Consider the following 17743-nt stretch of genomic DNA (forward strand, 5'->3'; position numbering starts at 1 on the left):
CGAGCGGCGGTGCGGCGGCCTCGCCACCCGGCTGCGGCTGACGTTACCGATCGGCCCGCACGACACGCGGAAAGGTCGATCGTCGGTGCAGCAGTATCGGCCTATCGTGTGGGTTGCTCCGCCGATCGGGTATTTTGCCCGTTCCGGCGTGTCCGGGCGCCGCGCCGCGCCGGTTAACGACGTGACACCCCAGATTGGTGGCCTGCGCGGCGAAGGAGTCGGCGTGGCAAAGACTGATTCGACGGGTTCCACTTGGCGGTACCGGTGGGCGCACCGGCAGAACGTGCGGCGGATCAGCACGTTCCGCGGCGCTGAGACGGCGTGGCGGCGACGCGACGACGAGTTGCGGCGGCTACGCGCCCTGGCCGCCGACTTCCAGGGCTCCGCGGCGGCCGGTGCCGGCCTGCCACTGGAGTTGGCCGCTGACGAGGTGGTGCTCTGGGCACTGCCCGCCGCGCAACTGGTCGAGGTTCGCCACACCACCGTGCTGCCCGCGCCGGACCTCACGGTCGCCCCGCAGGCCGGGTCGCTGCGCCCGCGCCGCCCGGACGGCGTACGCGTCACCGACGCCGGCATGGCCGTGATCACCAGCCGTCGGCTGGTGTTGCTCGGCGGACGCGGTCGGCGCGACTGGGCGTACGGCCGGATGACCGGGCTGGCCCACGACCCGGCGGCGCCGGTCACCCTGATCCAGGTGCTGGACCGGCGGCGCACGTCCGGGCTGATGCTGCCCACCGATGCCGCGCCGGACTTCCGGTTCAAGCTGACCCTGGCCTTCGCGGACGCGATCGAACAGCGCGCCGCGGTGCTCGCCCAGCTCGACGAGCTGATCGCCGAGCACGCCCAGCTCAAGCCGTTTCGGCCGGCCGTGGCGACTCCCGGGCAGGCCCGGCTCTCGTCGTTCGTTCCCGGTGGCCGCAGGACCCTCGCGGTGGCCGCGGCCATCGCGCTGCTGGTGCCGGCGGCGTTGATCGAGTCGGACCCGTCCGACCCGACCGGCGGCCCGGAGGTCGCCGCCGCCGCCACCCCGGCGCCCACCCCCAGCGTGGCACCCGCGCTGATCCGCCCGGCGCCCGTGCTGGGCAGCCCACCGCCGAAGCCGACGAAGTCACCACGCCCGTCGCCCAGCACGACCCGCGACCCGCGCTGCGGGGCGCCGGAGAACCCACTGGGGTACGACTTCTGCGGCGGCACACGGATCCGCAAGCCGGCCACCGAGGTGTGCGACTGGTTCGACTGTGTGCCGCAGTTCTGGGCCGGTCGGGGTTACCTCGTGCAGTGCCGTGACGGCTCGGTCAGCCTCACCGGCGGTCGTTCCAACGCCTGCGCCGAGCACCGAGGCGTGCGACGAACCATCTGGAAGTGACCGATTTGGGGGCGAAAGTCTGCTTCGGTCGGCCAGAATGATCGAGTGGAGATCCGGTCTGACGATGGCGCACGGGTGCGGATACGCCCCGTCGGCTACCAGCCCGGGATCGATCCGCCCGAAGACCCCGACGGCGCCGCGCCCGGGTGGCACGACTGGCTGCTCATCGAGGTGGACGCCCGTACCGCCGACGGTCAGACCTGGTCGCACCACTACCCGAGCCTCATGGTCGAGGAAGCCCGCGCGCTCGGCGGATGGCTGCACGGGCAGGCGACCGCGGCCCTCGGGCTGAGCTCGCCACCGGCGCTGGTCCGCTTCACCGAACCCAACCTGGCCCTGCGGACGCGGGTGCTCCGCCGCCGCCGGCTGGAGCTGATCGTGGAGTTCTCCGCCGAGTCGCTGCCGCCGTGGATGCGCCGCCCGTCCAGCGCCGTCTACCCGCTGGTCCTCACCGTCTCCGCGGATGCCCTCGCGACCGCCGCCGAACACTGGGCCGAGCACTGCGAGGCGTACCCGCCGCGCACAGAGTCGCGGTTTCCGGCCCGAGGCCCCCTGCCGTACCGGCGGCGAGCCGGCTGACCGCTGCCGGCTGTTCGCTGTCGGCTATGGTGATCTTCGTCAGCCACGAGAGGAGGTGAGCCCGGTGACCACCCATCGTCATTCCTGGGCGCTCTTCTCGGCCGTCCCCCTCAGCTGACCGCTCGCGTCGGGGAGCGCCCTCCTTATCGGAGGACCAATGTCTTTCTCCTCGTTCCGCGTCGACGTATCCGATGCGGTTCTCGACGACCTGCGGGCCCGCCTGGCCCGTACCCGCTTCACCGACCGCAGCGGCCGCCAGCCGTGGCAGGGTGGCGTCGACCCCGACTACCTGCGGGACCTGGTGTCCTACTGGCACGACGGGTTCGACTGGCGAGCCCGCGAGGCCGAGCTCAACGCGTACCCGCACCACCTGGCGCTCGTCGGCGGCCGGAAGCTGCACTTCCTGCACGTCCGCGCGGTCCGACCGGGCGGTACGCCCGCGCCGCTGCCCTTGATCCTCAGCCACGGCTGGCCCAGCAGCTTCGTCGAGATGCTGCCGTTGGTCGACCGGTTGACCGACCCCGCCCGGTTCGGCGGCGACCCCGCCGAGGCGTTCGACGTGGTGGTGCCATCGCTGCCCGGCTTCGGTTTCTCGGAGGCCCCGGGCGAGCCGGTGACCCGGGCGCTCCTCGCTCGGACGCTGCACGAGCTGATGACCGACGTGCTCGGCTATCAGCGTTACGGCGCCTTCGGCGGGGACGTCGGGGGAGTGGTCACCGGCTGGCTCGGTGCCCTGTACCCGGAGCAGGTCGCCGGCATCCACATGATCCATCCGCCGTTCCCGGCCAGCTTCGACGCTCGTCCCCTGTCGGCGGCCGAGCAGGCGTACCTGGACGCCGAAGCCGCGTACGACGAGACCGACGGCGGCTACAGCGCCATCATGGGCACCCGCCCGGACACCCTCGCGGCGGCACTCGCCGACTCACCGGCCGGGCTGGCCGCCTGGCTCGTCGACAAGTACCGGGACTGGAGCGACAACCACGGGGACCTGGCGAACAGCTTCGACGCCGACACCCTGCTCACCATCATCACGCTCTACTGGGCGACCGGCACGATCGGCTCGTCGTTCCGGCAGTACGCCGACTTCGACCACAACACCCCGCGGCCCGACATCACCGTGCCCGCCGCGTTCACGGTGAGCACCGAACCGTCGCAGGCCAACTTTCCTCGGGAGATCGCCGAGCGAGCCTGCACCGACATCCGGCACTGGAGCGAGCCGGGCCGGGGCGGGCACTTCATGCCGCTGGAGGAGCGGGACCTGCTCGCCGGTGAGATGCGACAGTTCTTCACCTCGCTGCGCAGGTCCTGACATGAGGCGGAGCCGGTCCGATCGTGGCCGGCTCCGCCGCTGTCGGTCATGATCCTGCAATTCTCTCCTTTCGGGAACAAAGGGAAGCATCGATCCAGCCGGCGTTGCCTGTCACGTACATGAGCGGTTGTACCGCGTGTGACCGTGACCTCACTGGCATGTTCCCCCTGGCGGCTCGCCTGGGCCGAGCGCGAGAACGAGCGGCGGCGGCGCGCGTACCGCGACGCCACCGACGCCTGGTCGCGCCGCAACGACCACCTGGCTCGGCTGCGCATCGAAGCCGCCGGCTTCCTCGGGTGTACGCAGCCACGCACCGGCCTGCCCGTGGACCTCGACGACGACGAACTCGTCTTCCGCGTCCTCCCCGTCGCCACGCTGGTCGAGGCCGAGGCGCGGCACGTCCCCGGACTGCCCACACCGGGGCCGTGCGACTTTGCCGACACTGTGGATGAGGCGCTGCCGGCGGGTCTGCGGATCGCCGACACCGGCATGGCCGTCGTGACCAGCCGGCGGGTGGCTTTCGCCGGGAGGGAGCGTCGGCGCGAGTGGAGGTACGCGGACCTGGTCGGCCCCGGACACCACCCCGACGTCCCGGTCACCCTGCTGCCCGACCACGGTCGACTCGCCGGGCTGCTCGTCCCGGCCAGCGCCGTGGTCAACTTCCGCTTCTACCTCACCCTCGCGGCCACCGAGGATCGCGCGGCCGTCACCGCACAGGTCGACGCGCTGCTGGCCGCCCATCAGGATGCCCGACCCACGCCGCTGCCGCTGGTCGGGCCGGACGAGGCACCGCTGACGGCGGCACGCCCGGACCGCCGGGTGACCGCCGTCGCCGCCGTCGGAGCGGTGGTGCTCGCGACGCTCGGCCCCAGCGCTCTGGGAACAGAGCGGGCCGACCCTGCGTCCCAGCTCGTCGTCATGGAGGTGCCGAGGGTCAGCCAGGTCCTCGTCCCGGCCTTTCCCGTCGGGCCGGTCGCACCGGAGAAGACCAGGGTCGTGTCGGTCGGCCGCCCGACGCCGAACCTGCCGGACAGTGGTCCGAGCAGGTCGACGCCTGTTCGTCCGGCGGTTGCCTCCACCGTCGGGAAAGCGCCGGTCGCGGTGGCCCCGACACCGGCCGCCGCGCCGTCGGTCGCCCCGGCCCCGCCAACCAGTTCGGCGCCGACCCCTGGCCCGGTTTCCACCACGGCGCCGCCCGCGTCAGCCGTCCCGACGCCACCCACGGCGTCGGCTTCACCGACTTCACCGACCTCGCCGGCTCCGACTGCGACGCCGGTGTCGGATCCCGCCTTGCTGAGGGTCTGCCTGGATCCCCTCCAGCTCCCGTTGCTGGACCAGCTGCTCTGCCCGTCTCCGGCACCCTGATCCGCTCCCGGCTCAGTCCATGGCGCTGAAGTCGGGGACGGTCAGGGAGCCGTCCGGGCCGAGGGGGAAGCCGGGGTTCCAGGCGATCTCCCACACGTGACCATCCGGGTCGGTGAAGTAGCCGGCGTAGCCGCCGTAGAACGTCTCCCGCGCCGGTTTCGTCACCGCGGCGCCGGCCTCGACTGCGGTGGCGATCACCTCGTCGACCTCCGCCCGTGAGCGGACGTTCTGCGCCAGGGACACGCCGCCGAAGCCGTCGGTGCCCGGATCGTCGATGCCCGCGTCGGCGGCCAGCTTGTCACGGGCCCAGAGGACGAGGGCCACGCCGCCGGCCTGGAGGAAGACGGTCTCCTCGACCTCCTGGCCGCGCCAGCCAAGGTGCTCGTAGAACGCCTTCGCGCGGGGCACGTCGTTGACTCCGAGGGTGATCAGGCTGATCCGCTGCTCCATGTCGCCAACCTAATGTCCTGCCGGGTGGTGCGGACGCTCACCTCCCTGGGGGCTGGTACTCGGCCTTCCGCTGGGTCGCCTCGTCGACCTCTCTCGGGGTCAGCACCGGCGTGATCTTCGTGTCCACGCCGCCCGCCGCCCGGATCGCGATGGCCAGTCCGGCCGCCGCGGCATTGTCGGGGAGGTCGCACAACACGTAGGTGTCGTGATCACCGAACCCGAAGTACAGCGACTCCATCTGCCCACCGGCGGCCTCGATCGACTTGCGGACGACCTCGGCGCGCTTCGTGCCGCCGTCGTTGGCCAACCCCTTGACCCCGTCGATGGTGTAGGTCGACCTCAACAGGAACTTCGCCATTGGATGTCTCCTCCCAGGCGGATCGGCACCGTGCCCGGCCGCCACCGCGGTTGCGCGTACCCGGCGGCGGAGTGGCTAGTCATGAGCCCAGGGCCGGATCCGCGGCGGCGGGCGGAGTAGGTCGGCAGCCAGGCCCAGCGCGCGATCTGGCCGGGCTGCCGACTCCCGCGGGATTCCTACGACGCTGCGGGTGCCCGCTCGGTCGGCGTCGCCGCGACCGGCCGGATCCTTGGCCGCGCCAGAGCGCTCGGCCACCAGGTGCGGGGGCCGATGTGCAGCGCCAGCGCCGGGACGAGCAGGCTGCGGACCAGGAACGTGTCGAGCAGCACCCCGACGCCGATGATGACCGCCGTCTGCACGGACGGCACCAGCGGCAGCACGCTGAGCGCGCCGAACGTGGCGGCCAGCACCACGCCCGCGCTGGTGATCACCCCGCCGGTGACCGTCAGCGCGTGCAGCACGCCGTTGCGGTGCCCGAGCAGCGCCGCCTCCTCCCGCGCCCGTGTGCTGAGGAAGATCGTGTAGTCCACGCCGAGGGCGACGAGGAACAGGAACGTCTGCAGCGGGATCCCGACGAACAGGTTCGGGTAGCCCATCGCGTCGAGGATCAACCCGGCCGCGCCCATCGCCGCGACGTAGGACAGGACCACGCTGGCCAGCAACAGCAGCGGCGCGACCAGCGCCCGCAGCAGCAGCACCAGGATGACGAGGACGACCGCCAGCACCAGCGGCACCACCACCCGGTTGTCCCGGCTGACGGTCCGCTCCTCGTCGATCAGGTACGCGGTGTCCCCGCCGACCAGCGCCTGCGCACCCGGCACGGCATGCACCGCCGCGCGGAGCCGCTCGACCGTGTCCAGCGCCGCGTCGCTGTCCGGCGTATCGGCCAGGACCGCCGCGATGCGCACCCAACGCCCGTCCGGCGAGCGCTCCGGCTCGCCCACCTCGGCAACCCCCGGCACGGTACGGGCGGCGGCCACCACCTGGTCGGCCGGGCCGGCGGCGGCCAGGATCTCGGCGGGTGCGACGGCTCCCCTCGGGTAGTGCGCCTCGATCATCCGCTGTCCGGTGACCGAGCCGACCTCCTTGGTGAAGGACTCGTCATGCGGCATGCCGATGCTGAGGTTGCCGATACCGAAGCTGAGGGCGACCAGCGCAGCCGCCGTGCCCAGCCACACCGTGCGGGGCCGCCGACCGACGAAACCGGCGATCCGGCGCCACACTCCGTGCTCGGTCGCCACGTCGAGCCCGACCGCGTCAGGCGAGTACCGGGGCACGAACGGCCAGAACAGCCACCGCCCGAAGATGACCAGCACGGCCGGCAGCAGCGTGGTCATGGCCAGCAGCGCCGCGACGATCCCGACCGCGCCGACCGGCCCGAGCCCCCGGGTGGACGGAAGTTGCGCGGCGAGCAGGCACAGCAGACCGAGCACGACGGTCGCCGCCGACGCGGCGATCGCGCCGATCGACCGGCGCAGCGCGACGGCCATCGCCGTGTGCCGGTCGGCGTGCCGGCGCAGCTCCTCCCGGTAGCGGGCGATGAGCAGCAGGGCGTAGTCCACGCCGACACCGAAGACCAGCACGGTCAGGATGCTCTGGCTCTGGAAGTCCACGGCCAGCCCGGCGTGTCGAGCAAGCAGGTACACCACCGCGCTGGCGAGCTGGTTGGCCAGCACCACGGTGATGAGCGGGATCAACCACAGGATTGGGCTGCGGTAGGTGATGAGCAGCAGCAACGCGACGGTGGCCGCGGTCGCCAGCAGCAGCGCGGTGTCCATGCCGGCGAACGCGTCGAAGACGTCGTCCTCCCCGCCGGCGGGGCCGGTGAGCGCGGTCCGCAACCCATCCGGTACGTCCGCGGTCAGGCGGTCCTTGATGGCGGCCACGGCGTCGGCGCGCTGGTCGGCGTCCCCGGCGACGGGAAAGGAGAGCAGCAGCGCCTGCCCGTCCTCGCTCGCCACCGGCGGGGACACCTGACCGCCGTCGGCGTACGGTGCGAACGCCGCGCGGTCGCCGTCCACCTTGGCGCGGTCGCCGTCGGTGAGCCCACCCTCGCGGGCGTAGACGGCGACAGCGAGGGGCTTCTGCGAGTCCGGGAACGCCTCCTCCGCCCGCTGCACCGCCCGGCTGGCCTCGGCACTGGCCGGTAGCGCGCCGAGGCTGTCGTTGTCCTGCACCTCGGTCAGCTTGATCGCCAGCGGCCCGGCCGCCGCGACGAGGACGAGCCAGAAGACGAGCATCACGTACTTGCTGCGGCGGCCCGACGGCAGGCCCGCCAGCCGGCGTGGCGCGGTTTTGTTTTCGCTGGTCATGCCATCGATCCTTCGGCCGGTGCGGCTCGAAGGCAGGGGTGGCAGGTCCCGAAAGCAAGGTGGTGGTAGCACCACCGATTCGGATCGCTCCCAGGGCGGAGAATGACGCCGTGGACAGCTCCGTACGGTCGACCATCTGGCAGCAGCTCCGGCCCGGCGCCCTCGCCGCCGTGCAGGGCCTGGCCGTGGCCCTGCTCAGCCTGAGCACCAACGTGGCGCTGTTCGCACTGTCGGTGGTCTCCCTCGCCCTCATCCCCGCACTCGGCATCGGGTTCGCGCTCTTCCCCGCGGTCACTGTGCTCGTACGGCTGTCGCTGACGGCGCAACGCGGGCTGAGCCGGTGGGCCGGCACGCCGATCGCGTCGCCGTACGCGGCGGTGCCCGCCGGCGCCCGGCTCGGCACCTGGCGGCGGTTCCGGTGGGTGGTCTCGGACCCGGCGACCTGGCGGGACTTCGCCTGGCTGATCCCCGGCACCATCACCGGCGGCGTCTGCCTGCTCGCGTTCGTGCTGCCCGCGTACGGGCTGGAGGGCGCCCTGTTCGTGCCGCTGGTGCTGTACCTGACCATCGACTGGTACGGCTACGGCGTGTTCTGGCCGATGGACAACTTCGCGAAGGCGTGGCTGTCCGCGCCGCAGGGCTGGCTGCTCCTCGCCGGCGGGCTGGCCGTCGCGCACTGGCTGGTGTGGCTGCACTTCCGCTTCGCCGGCTTCTTCCTCGCCCCGACCCGGGCGCAGGAGCTGGCCCTGCGGGTCCGGCACCTCGCCGCCACCCGCGCCGACACCGTCGACACCCAGGCCGCCGAGCTGCGCCGCATCGAACGCGACCTGCACGACGGGGCGCAGGCCCGGCTGGTCGCGCTGCGGATGAGCATCGGCCTGGCCGAGAAGCTCATGGCCGACGACCCGGCACGGGCGGCGCGACTGCTCAGCGAGGCGCAGGAGACCAGCGGCCACGCCCTCGCCGACCTACGCAACCTCGTGCGCGGCATCTACCCGCCGGTGCTCGCCGAACGCGGCCTCCCCGGAGCGGTGGAAGCCCTCGCCCTGACCGCAACGCTGCCCGTGGACGTCGACGTGCAGTTGCCTGCCAGCCCACCAGCGGCGGTCGAATCCGCGGCGTACTTCGCGGTGGCCGAGGCACTGACCAACATCGCCAAACACAGCGGCGCTCGGCGTGCCTGGATTCACGTCGTGCACCGCGATGGCTTGCTGAGTCTGGTGGTCGGCGACGACGGCCGGGGCGGTGCGTCGCCGGACGCGGGGACCGGCCTGGCGGGTGTGCGACGCCGACTGGCAGCCTTCGATGGCACGATGACCGTGCAGAGTCCGCCCGGCGGACCCACCGTCGTGACCATGGAGCTGCCGTGCGAGTTGTCATCGCCGAGGACCTCGCCCTCCTCCGGGACGGGCTGACGCACATCCTCGACGCGTACGGACACCAGGTGGTCGAGGCCGTCGCCGACGGGCCGTCCGTCCTGCCGGCACTCACCCGCCACCGCCCCGACATCGCCGTCGTCGACGTACGCCTCCCGCCCACCTTCACCGACGAGGGCCTGCAGGCCGCCCTCGCGGCTCGGGTGGAGATGCCCGGGCTGCCGGTCCTCGTGCTGTCCCAACACGTCGAGCAACTGTACGCCCGGGAACTCCTCGCCGACCGGAGCGGGGGAGTCGGCTACCTGCTCAAGGACCGGGTGTCCAACGTCGGCCAGTTCATCGACGCGCTCCGCCGGGTCGCCGACGGCGGCATGGTGATGGACCCCGAGGTGGTGTCCCAGCTGCTGGCCCGCAACTCGGGCACGCAGCAACTGCGGAACCTCACCGCCCGGGAGCGGGAAGTGTTGGGACTGATGGCCGAGGGACGGTCGAACGCGGCGATCGCCGGGCGGCTGTTCGTCACCGAGAAGGCCGTCAGCAAGCACATCAACAACATCTTCAGCAAGTTGGGCATGCCGCCGTCCGATGACGACAACCGGCGGGTGCTGGCGGTGCTCGCCTACCTGAACGGCTGAAACTCGCGCAACCCCCGGAGCCCAAGCATCCGAAAAGGAGTGCCGGGCGACGGTAGTGTGCACAGCGGGTAGCGAAGACTGCCGGCGGAGTGACGGGCGGGTGCCCTGGGCGCTCCAGGCCCCAGACGTCGGTGGTGCCGAACACACGGGGGAAACCATGTTCGAGCGGCTGGGCAGATTCGTTGTGGGCAAAGCCTGGTGGGTGATTGCCGGGTGGGTGGTCGCGGCAGCCGCCATCATCGCCACCACACCGTCGCTGAGCGATATCACCTCCGCCGATCAGGAGAGCTTCCTGCCCCGCTCGTACGAGTCCGTGCAGGCCACCGAGCTCGGGCAGAAGGCGTTTCCGCAGCAGGCCACCGCGACGGCGATCATCGTGGTCAAGCGCGCCGACGGGCAGAAGCTCACACCGGCGGACGAGGCGAAGGTGGGCCAGCTCGCCCAGGCGCTCAAGGCCAAGAACATCCCGCACACGTCCGGCTACCTGACCGGTCCGCCCGCGGTCGCGCCGGACAAGTCCGTGCAGATCATCAACGTCGGGCTCGACGCCCCCACCCCCGACGACCCGGCGCTGCTCGACGCCGTACGCGATCTGCGAGCGGACATCGGCCCGGAGCTGGCGAACAGTGGGTTGACCGCCGGCGTGGCCGGCGACGTGGCGAGCTTCGTCGACAACGAGGACACCTTCAACAATGCCTTCGCCGTGGTCGGCGTCGCGACGATCATCCTGATCATCGGCCTGATCCTGATCATCTTCCGCAGCCCCATCGCCGCGCTGCTGCCCGTGGTGGTCGTCGGCGTCGTCCTGAGCATCACGACGGGTCTCGTCGCCGCCGCGGGCAAGGCATTCGATCTCAGTGTCAGTCAGGATCTGCAGACGATCCTGCTGATCGTGCTGTTCGGCATCGGCACCGACTACATCCTGTTCCTGCTCTTCCGCTACCGGGAGCGGCTGCGCGCCGGTGACGACAAGCGCACCGCGATGATCGTCACCGTCCAGCGGGTCGGCGAGGTCATCACGTCGGCCGCCGGAGCGGTCATCGTCGCGTTCCTCGTGCTGCTCCTCGCCTCCCTGGGCTTCTTCGGCTCGCTCGGTCCGGCGCTCGCGATCGCCGTCGCCGTCATGCTGGTCACCTCGCTCACCCTCGTCCCGGCGGTCGTCTCGCTGCTCGGCCGATACGTCTTCTGGCCGTCGAAGGCGTGGCAGCGTGCGCCCAAGGCCACCATCTCGCACCGGCTCGGCACGGTCGTCGGGCGCAGGCCGGCACTCGTCGCGGCGGCATCCGGCGTCCTCCTGGTCGCGCTCGCCGCAGGCGTGCTGGGCTACAAGGCCGACTACGACTTCAGCGCCGGCTTCCCGCAGGACACCGAGTCGGCGAAGGCCGCGCAGGACCTGCAACGCGGGTTCGCCGCCGGCGCGCTCGCCCCTACCGAGGTCTACCTGACCACCAGTAACGGATCGCCGCTGACCGAGCAACAGGTCAACGACTTCGCGGCGGCCGTAGCGCAAGCCCCGGGTGTCGGCCAGGCGCAGCCCCCGGAGCGCAGCACCGACCCGAGTGTGGCCCGGGTCAACCTGCTGCTCGACGAGAACCCGGTCTCCAACGAGGCGATCACCCTCGTCCGCGAGGACCTGCGCGGTGCCGTGCACGCTGCGGCGCCGCCCGGCACCCGGGCGCTGGTGGGCGGGACCACCGCGATCTTCGCGGACATCAACTCGGCGAACAACCGCGACCTCTCGGTGATCCTGCCGGTCGCGGCCGGCCTGATCGCGCTCATCCTCGCGCTGCTGCTGCGCAGCCTGGTCGCGCCGATCTACCTCGTGATCGCGGTGCTGCTCAACTTCGCCGCCACGCTGGGCGCCACGGTCTACCTCTTCCAAGGGCTGCAGGGCGAGCCCGGCGTCACCTTCCAGCTGCCGATCATCCTCTACCTCTTCGTGGTGGCCATCGGGACCGACTACAACATCCTGATGATCGCCCGACTACGGGAGGAAGCGCGGGAAGGCAACGAGCCACGCAAGGCTGCCGCCAACGGCGTGGAACACGCCGGCCCGACGGTCGCGGCAGCAGGATTGATCCTGGCCGGGACGTTCGCGGTGCTGCTGCTCGCGCCGATCTCGTTCCTGCAGCAGATGGGCTTCGCGGTGGCGATCGGCATCGTGCTGTCGGCGTTCGTCATGTCGATGTTCTTCGTTCCGGCGCTGACCGCGCTGATCGGGCACAAGGCGTGGTGGCCGGGGCACGGCGACGAGCGGCCGGCCAGCGGGCCGCACACCCCGCCGGAGCCGGCGACCGTGGCGAACGGGTAGCGCGAGTTGTCAACGCGGAGGGTCGCCGTCAGGTGTACCGGCGACCGGAAAGGGTAGCCGGGCCCAACTGCTGGTCGCGGCGTGCTGGCTCGGAAGCCGGGGCCGGACGCACTAGCCGGCGTCCGCCCCGGATCCGACGGGATGGCAGCACCACGATGCCACCTGCCCGTCGATGGTGCCCAGTGCCGATGGAGGAACCGTGACCGGGCTGCGTACCGACCTCTACGAGCTGCGGATGGCGGCCAGCTACCTGCGCCGGGACATGGTGGAACGCGCGACGTTCAGCCTGTTCGTCCGCCGCCTACCGCCGCAGCGTGGCTTCCTGGTGGCCGCCGGGCTGGCCGAGGCGCTGGCGTTCCTGGAAGGGTTCGCGTTCGACGAGGGCGAACTCGGCTACCTGCGCGACACCGTCGGGCTCGACGAAGCGACGTTGGCAGCGCTCGCGGGGCTGCGGTTCACCGGTGATGTCTGGGCCGTGCCGGAGGGCCGCGTGGTGTTCGCCGACGAACCGCTGCTGGAGGTCACCGCGCCGATCGCCGAGGCGCAGCTCGTGGAGACCGGTGTGCTGAACCTGATCACCTTCCACACCACGGTCGCCAGCAAGGCCGCCCGATGCCGCCTCGCGGCGGGCGACGCGCAGCTGATCGACTTCGCGTTCCGCCGCACGCACGGCATCGAAGCCGGCGCGGCCGTGGCTCGGGCGTCCGCGATTGCCGGCTTCGGCGCGACCAGCGACGTCGAGGCCGCTCGACGCTACGGACTTCCGCCGTCCGGGACCATGGCCCACTCGTACGTCGAGGCGTTCCCGGACGAGCGCGCCGCGTTCCGCGCGTTCGCGACCGACTTCCCGACGAACCCGGTGTTCCTCGTCGACACCTACGACACGCCCGCCGGAGTGCGAGCCGCCGTCGAGGTCATCGCGGAGCTGGGACTGACCGGCCCGGTGGGCGTGCGGCTCGACTCCGGAGATCTCGCCGCGCTCGCCGTGCAGACCCGCGCGATCCTGGACGACGCCGGGCTGACTCAGGCCCAGATCGTGGCCAGTGGCAGCCTCGACGAGGATGTCATCGCGACGCTCGTCGCCGCGGGCGCACCGATCGACGCGTACGGCGTCGGCACCCGCATGGGCGTCTCGTTCGACGCGCCGTCCCTGGACAGCGCCTACAAGCTGGTGGCCGTCGGCGACCGGCCGGTGCTCAAGTTGTCGCCCGGCAAGGCCACTCTGCCCGGTCCCAAGCAGGTCTTCCGCGATCCCGCCGGTGCTGACGGTGATGTGGTGGGGCTGCGCGACGAACCGCCGCCGGGCGACCGCGAGCCGCTGCTCGTGCCGGTCATGCGCGGCGGCCGTCGCCTGGCCGTCGCCGACCCGGCCGGTGAGGTACGCGCCGCGCGCGGCCGGTTCGACGCGGACCTCGCCTGGTTACCGGAGCCGGCGCGTCGGCTGGCGGACCCGGCGCCGCTCACCGCCGCGGTCAGCCCAGCCCTGGCCGCGCTGCACGAGCGGGTGGCCGCGCAGGTGGCGCGGGGCGGTACTTACTGACAGCCGCGCCGGGCGGACGCGTCGGGGCAGTCATTGCGGCGGGCCGGTGGCAACTCCGGGCTGGCGCGTCGGCGCCAGCGCGGAGCAGCGTTCGCGCTACCGCAACGCCAGCACGGCCAGGTAGCCGAGGTGGTCCGATGCCCACCGGCCGTCGGGGGTCTGCCGCTCGGTCCCGAAGATGAGGCTCGAGATGGGAACGACCGCCCCCCGGAACAGCACCATGTCGATGCGGTGTTCGACGGCGTCGGCCGGTTGGTTCAGGTCGTCGCCCAGACCCGCGGTGTAGCCGGGTTCACCCGGATGCAGGATCTGCCACGTGTCCCGCATCCCGCCGGCCACCAGGGCGGCGTAGGCGAGCCGGTTCTCGGCGACGGGCAGGTCGGGGCCGGTGTTGAGGTCCCCGGCGAGGATGACGTCACCCGGTGCCGTGGCGAGGGGGCCGGCCAGCAACTCGCGCGCCTGTAGTACCCGGACACCAGGGTGGAAGGCCTCCAGGTGGGTGTTCACGAACCGGAACGGGCGTTGCCCGTGCACCACGTCCACCGCGGTCCAACCGCGGGTGCTGGTCACGGTCCCGTTCGTTGCCGGGAGCGTGAAGGTGAGGTTGTTGGTGAAGGTGCCGGACGAGGAGTCGGTCACCTTCACCCGGCCGCCGTGGCGCACCAGGATCACGTCGCGCATCGTGAGCCGGACGTCGAGGACGTGCGGCGCGCCGGCCGGCGCTTCCAGATCGGCTTCGGCCTGTACGACCGCGACGTCGTACGCGTGACCGGAGCGGCTCAGCTCGCCCATGAGCAGCGCCAGGTAGTCGTACCGGATTTCGGTGGCTGGTGCGGGGTCACCGAACGTGCCGGTGCGCCACAGGGCGACCTCCTGCAGTCCGACCAGGTCCGGCTTGTTCTTGGTGATCTCCCGGGCGAGCAGCTTCGCCCGGGCGGGAAAGTCGACCAGGTCGACGTGGCCCAACAGCGCGGAGTTCGCGGCCAGGAACGCCCCTGGTGTCGGCGCGCCGATGGATGGCGTCAGATCGCCGCCCAGATAGAGGTTCCGGGTCATCACGGTGACCTTGGATTTTCCTTCGGCGTGGACGGGTGCGCCGAAAACGCCGAGGCTGACCAGGGCGATGGCGGCTGCGAGAGTGACTCTCGCGGTTCGCCAGGAGGTGGTGGGTGTCGGGAGCATCCTCTTCGATCCTCTCTCCCGGCGACTACGCCGGCGTCGGACGTGAGATCGATCCGGTGGTGCGGATGGGGACGCGTGAGGCGGCGTCTCGACCTGTCGGCGGGGCGCGGCCCGGGGCGGTGCGTGCACCGTATCGCCGCGAGGCGGTCGGAGACAGCCGTGGATATCGGCGGTTCGGCCCCACCCGCCAACCGGTAGCGGACAGGCCAGCCGGTCGATCTCAGGCGGCGATGGCCCGAGCGGCGGCGTACATGTCGGCGGGGAGCCGATGCTGCAGCCGCCAGATGATGCGCATGGGTCGATCAGCGCTGTGCTCTTGGTACGTCATCGGCCCGGCGTACAGGTACGGCGGCGCGCCCAGGTCGCGGTCGGCGAGCTTGGTCTCCCGGACGAACAGGTGCACCGTCGACCCGCGCTCGGCGTGCTGGATGTAGCGCTGTCCGCTCCCCGACGCCGACGAGGTCGTGCTCTGCGACTCCCACTGGAACAGGGTGTCGGTGATGGCCCGGTCGGCGTACATGGTGGTGGGGGAGTAATGGGCCTCGGACTTGATCAGGGTGACGAAGAACAGGTCGGCTTGGGCGTCGGGAAGCCACTTCACCCCCTCGCGTAGCGAGCCCGGGTTGCTCATCCCGAACGCGGCGCACGCCTCGTTGCGGCTGTACCGAGCGTGCACCCGCAGCGGCACCGCACCCGAAGCGGTAGTCGGCGTGACTCGGTGAATGCGATCCCGCAGCACCTCGGCGACCTGCCGCAACTCGGTGCAGCGCGCCGGCTCCTTCCACAGTCGCGCCAGCCGCTCGTCTCGCGTCGACAGGGGTGCGTTCGGCCCCCAAAGGCTGAAGTGCAGCATGTCCAGTAGTCGGCTGCTGCCCGCGTACACCTGTTGACCTGGCGCGGGCGGTCCGGCCGCGACCCGGGTCAGCAGCTCCAGCCGGTCGACGTCGTCGGTGTGCAGCATGCGACCGATGGCCCGGCCCAGCTCCCGGTCGTCTGGGCCGGGGGCGGACGTCTCGACGCCGGCGAGCCGCCGCAGCCCGGTCCAGCCGCCGATGCTGGCGGACCGGTACACGTCCTCGATCTCCAGGCCGGTTTCCCGGAGGAACGTTGGCAGGCTGACGTCACCGAGCTGCCGCAGCTCAGACACGAGGCCGGCCTTCGAGGTGGGCAGCGCGTTCTTCAGGTTGGCGAGCACCACCTCCTTCGCTACCCGGTCCAGCTCGACGTGGCAGCCGCTGGGCAGGCTCGGGAAGTCGTCGCGGACCGCCTCGGTGATCGCCCGCCGGCTCACCCCGGTCAGGGCACGCCACCGCAGGTCGAAGCGGAAGTTGGCGTGCTGCCCGCCGATGAAGTCGAGCACCGTGAGGCAGGGCTTGTCGTCGTCGAGGCGCAGCCCACGGCCGAGCTGTTGCAGGAAGATGGTGGCGCTCTCGGTGGGTCGGAGCATCAGGATCGTGTCGACCATCGGCAGGTCAACGCCCTCGTTGAACAGGTCCACGGTGAAGAGCACCCGCAGCTTGCCCGCCTTGAAGTCCCGCAGCAGCCCCGCCCGGTCAGTGCCGGGCTGCGAGGTCACGGCCGCCGACGCTACGCCGTGTCCGTTGAACCAGTCGGCCATGAACTTCGCGTGCGCGATGCTCACGCAGAACCCGAGTGCCCGCATCCGCCCGACGTCCACCTTGTCGCTCACCGCACGCAGCACCGACCGTGCTCGCGCGTGGTTGCCGGTGTAGAGGACGTTGAGTTCCGTCAGGTCGTAGCCCTGCCCGCGTTTCCAGGCGACCTGCGACAGATCCACGTCGTCGTGCAGCCCGAAATACTGGAACGGCGCCAGTAACTGCCGTTCCAACGCCTCCCACAGGTGCAGCTCAACGGCCGCGCGGCCGTCGAACCACCGGCGCACGTCGCCGCCGTCGGCCCGGTCCGGGGTCGCCGTCAGTCCCAGGAGTACGCGGGGACGCAGCCGCTCCAACAGCCGCGCGTACGTCGGCGCCTCCGCGTGGTGGAACTCGTCGACGATCACCATGTCGTACGCCTCGGGGTCGACCTCCCGGCGGTGCAGCGACTGAATGGAGGCGAAGACGTGCTTCCAGCCGTTCGGCTTCTCGCCCGCGACCAGCGTCTCGCCGAAGCTGCCGTCGCCCATCACCTGCCGGAACGTCGACAGGCTCTGCCGCAGGATCTGCTCCTGATGAGCGACGAAGAGCAGCGAGTCTGCCTTTTTGCTGCGGTGCAGCCGGCGGTAGTCGAGGGCGGCGACCACCGTCTTGCCGGTGCCGGTCGCCATCACCACCAGGTTGCGCCACCGCCCGTGGAGCAGGCGCTCGGCGTCCAGGTCGGCCAGGATCTCGGCCTGATAGGGGTACGGGCGCACGTCCAGGTTCGAAATCTCGGTCGCTGCCTCGTCGCGGCGCTCCCCGCTCAACGCGTGCCGCAGTCGCTCGGCATCCCGGGCCGCGTCGTACGTCTCGAACGCCGGATCGTTCCAGTAGTCCTCGAACGTGGCCGAGAACGTGTCGATGACGTGCGGCTGCTCCATGTTCGAGATGCGGACGTTCCACTCCACGCCGTCCACCAGCGCGGTCTTCGACAGGTTCGACGAGCCGACGTACGCGGTGGTGGTGCCGTTGGAACGGCGGAACAGCCACGACTTGGCGTGCAGGCGGGTGGTCCGCGTCTCGTACGACACCTTGATCTCGGCGCCGAGCTCTTCTAACCGGTCTAGCGCTCGCTGATCGGTGGCACCGAGGTAGGTCGTCGTGATGACGCGGACTCGGCCGCCTCGGGCGATCAGCTCGCGGATGGCCGGCTCGACGATGCGTAGGCCGTACCACTTGATGAAGGCGCAGAGCAGGTCGACGCTCTCGGCCGACGCCATCTCGTGGTTGACCTCGTGGCCGATGCGGGGCTGGTGACGGCCGTTGACGGGTCTGTGGATCTAACGGTGTTTCCGGCCTGAC

Annotated in this window: 12 protein-coding genes and 1 pseudogene; 8 read left to right on the forward strand and 5 right to left on the reverse strand. The window is 71.4% G+C overall.

The features are described 5' to 3' along the window. The first annotated feature begins 223 nt into the window (after positions 1 to 223). The 4 genes from ACQEUX_RS32725 to ACQEUX_RS32740 all read left to right on the forward strand — a co-directional run bounded on the left by ACQEUX_RS32725 (position 224) and on the right by ACQEUX_RS32740 (position 4619). Positions 224 to 1366: a hypothetical protein gene (locus tag ACQEUX_RS32725; RefSeq protein WP_433056656.1), complete on the forward strand. Its 1143-nt coding sequence runs from the start codon at positions 224 to 226 to the stop codon at positions 1364 to 1366. Between the two features lie 45 nt (positions 1367 to 1411). Beyond that, the gene (locus ACQEUX_RS32730) at positions 1412 to 1945 is read left to right on the forward strand and encodes a WapI family immunity protein (RefSeq protein ID WP_433056658.1); all 534 of its coding nucleotides are present in this window, start codon (positions 1412 to 1414) and stop codon (positions 1943 to 1945) included. Positions 1946 to 2102: 157 nt separating this feature from the next. Further along, entirely contained in the window at positions 2103 to 3254 is a 1152-nt protein-coding gene (locus ACQEUX_RS32735; protein ID WP_433056660.1) for an epoxide hydrolase family protein, read from the forward strand. Positions 3255 to 3398: 144 nt separating this feature from the next. After that, the gene (locus ACQEUX_RS32740; RefSeq protein ID WP_433056662.1) at positions 3399 to 4619 is read left to right on the forward strand and encodes a hypothetical protein; all 1221 of its coding nucleotides are present in this window, start codon (positions 3399 to 3401) and stop codon (positions 4617 to 4619) included. A gap of 12 nt (positions 4620 to 4631) precedes the next feature. Here ACQEUX_RS32740 and ACQEUX_RS32745 read toward each other — a convergent pair whose 3' ends face one another. The 3 genes from ACQEUX_RS32745 to ACQEUX_RS32755 all read right to left on the reverse strand — a co-directional run bounded on the left by ACQEUX_RS32745 (position 4632) and on the right by ACQEUX_RS32755 (position 7739). Beyond that, positions 4632 to 5069, reverse strand: coding sequence for a VOC family protein (locus ACQEUX_RS32745; RefSeq protein WP_433056664.1), 438 nt, complete (start codon positions 5067 to 5069; stop codon positions 4632 to 4634). A 37-nt stretch (positions 5070 to 5106) separates the two neighbouring features. Continuing rightward, positions 5107 to 5427 carry a GYD domain-containing protein gene (locus ACQEUX_RS32750; protein WP_433056666.1) on the reverse strand — a complete coding sequence of 107 codons (321 nt, stop codon included), beginning with the start codon at positions 5425 to 5427 and terminating at the stop codon, positions 5107 to 5109. 176 nt (positions 5428 to 5603) lie between these two features. Next, positions 5604 to 7739, reverse strand: coding sequence for an MMPL family transporter (locus ACQEUX_RS32755; RefSeq protein ID WP_433056668.1), 2136 nt, complete (start codon positions 7737 to 7739; stop codon positions 5604 to 5606). A gap of 110 nt (positions 7740 to 7849) precedes the next feature. On the opposite strand from ACQEUX_RS32755, the gene ACQEUX_RS32760 reads away from it, so the two are divergent. From ACQEUX_RS32760 to ACQEUX_RS32775, 4 genes are all read left to right on the forward strand, one after another. After that, the gene (locus ACQEUX_RS32760) at positions 7850 to 9154 is read left to right on the forward strand and encodes a histidine kinase (protein WP_433056670.1); all 1305 of its coding nucleotides are present in this window, start codon (positions 7850 to 7852) and stop codon (positions 9152 to 9154) included. Then, positions 9106 to 9750, forward strand: a complete 645-nt coding sequence (locus ACQEUX_RS32765; RefSeq protein WP_433056672.1) for a LuxR C-terminal-related transcriptional regulator — start codon at positions 9106 to 9108, stop codon at positions 9748 to 9750. Before ACQEUX_RS32760 ends, ACQEUX_RS32765 begins: the two co-directional genes overlap by 49 nt. A gap of 157 nt (positions 9751 to 9907) precedes the next feature. Beyond that, positions 9908 to 12061, forward strand: a complete 2154-nt coding sequence (locus tag ACQEUX_RS32770; RefSeq protein WP_433056674.1) for an MMPL family transporter — start codon at positions 9908 to 9910, stop codon at positions 12059 to 12061. Between the two features lie 199 nt (positions 12062 to 12260). Next, positions 12261 to 13601 carry a nicotinate phosphoribosyltransferase gene (locus ACQEUX_RS32775; protein WP_433056676.1) on the forward strand — a complete coding sequence of 447 codons (1341 nt, stop codon included), beginning with the start codon at positions 12261 to 12263 and terminating at the stop codon, positions 13599 to 13601. 96 nt (positions 13602 to 13697) lie between these two features. On the opposite strand, the gene ACQEUX_RS32780 is transcribed toward ACQEUX_RS32775, so the two are convergent. After that, positions 13698 to 14783 (reverse strand): endonuclease/exonuclease/phosphatase family protein, encoded by a 1086-nt coding sequence (locus tag ACQEUX_RS32780; protein WP_433056678.1) that lies wholly within the window; start codon positions 14781 to 14783, stop codon positions 13698 to 13700. A 220-nt stretch (positions 14784 to 15003) separates the two neighbouring features. Further along, positions 15004 to 17709 (reverse strand): annotated as a pseudogene (locus ACQEUX_RS32785) (DUF3427 domain-containing protein); the annotation flags it as partial. Positions 17710 to 17743: the final 34 nt, after the last annotated feature.

Source organism: Micromonospora sp. CA-259024 (genome assembly GCF_050936255.1).
In the GTDB taxonomy this organism is placed as follows: domain Bacteria; phylum Actinomycetota; class Actinomycetes; order Mycobacteriales; family Micromonosporaceae; genus Micromonospora.

Excerpts from the sequence above, each read along its gene's own strand:
- ACQEUX_RS32755 (WP_433056668.1), bottom strand. The coding sequence starts at position 7,739 with ATGACCAGCGAAAACAAAACCGCGCCACGCCGGCTGGCGGGCCTGCCG.
- ACQEUX_RS32770 (WP_433056674.1), top strand. The coding sequence starts at position 9,908 with ATGTTCGAGCGGCTGGGCAGATTCGTTGTGGGCAAAGCCTGGTGGGTG.
- ACQEUX_RS32735 (WP_433056660.1), top strand. The coding sequence starts at position 2,103 with ATGTCTTTCTCCTCGTTCCGCGTCGACGTATCCGATGCGGTTCTCGAC.
- ACQEUX_RS32745 (WP_433056664.1), bottom strand. The coding sequence starts at position 5,069 with ATGGAGCAGCGGATCAGCCTGATCACCCTCGGAGTCAACGACGTGCCC.
- ACQEUX_RS32750 (WP_433056666.1), bottom strand. The coding sequence starts at position 5,427 with ATGGCGAAGTTCCTGTTGAGGTCGACCTACACCATCGACGGGGTCAAG.
- ACQEUX_RS32780 (WP_433056678.1), bottom strand. The coding sequence starts at position 14,783 with ATGCTCCCGACACCCACCACCTCCTGGCGAACCGCGAGAGTCACTCTC.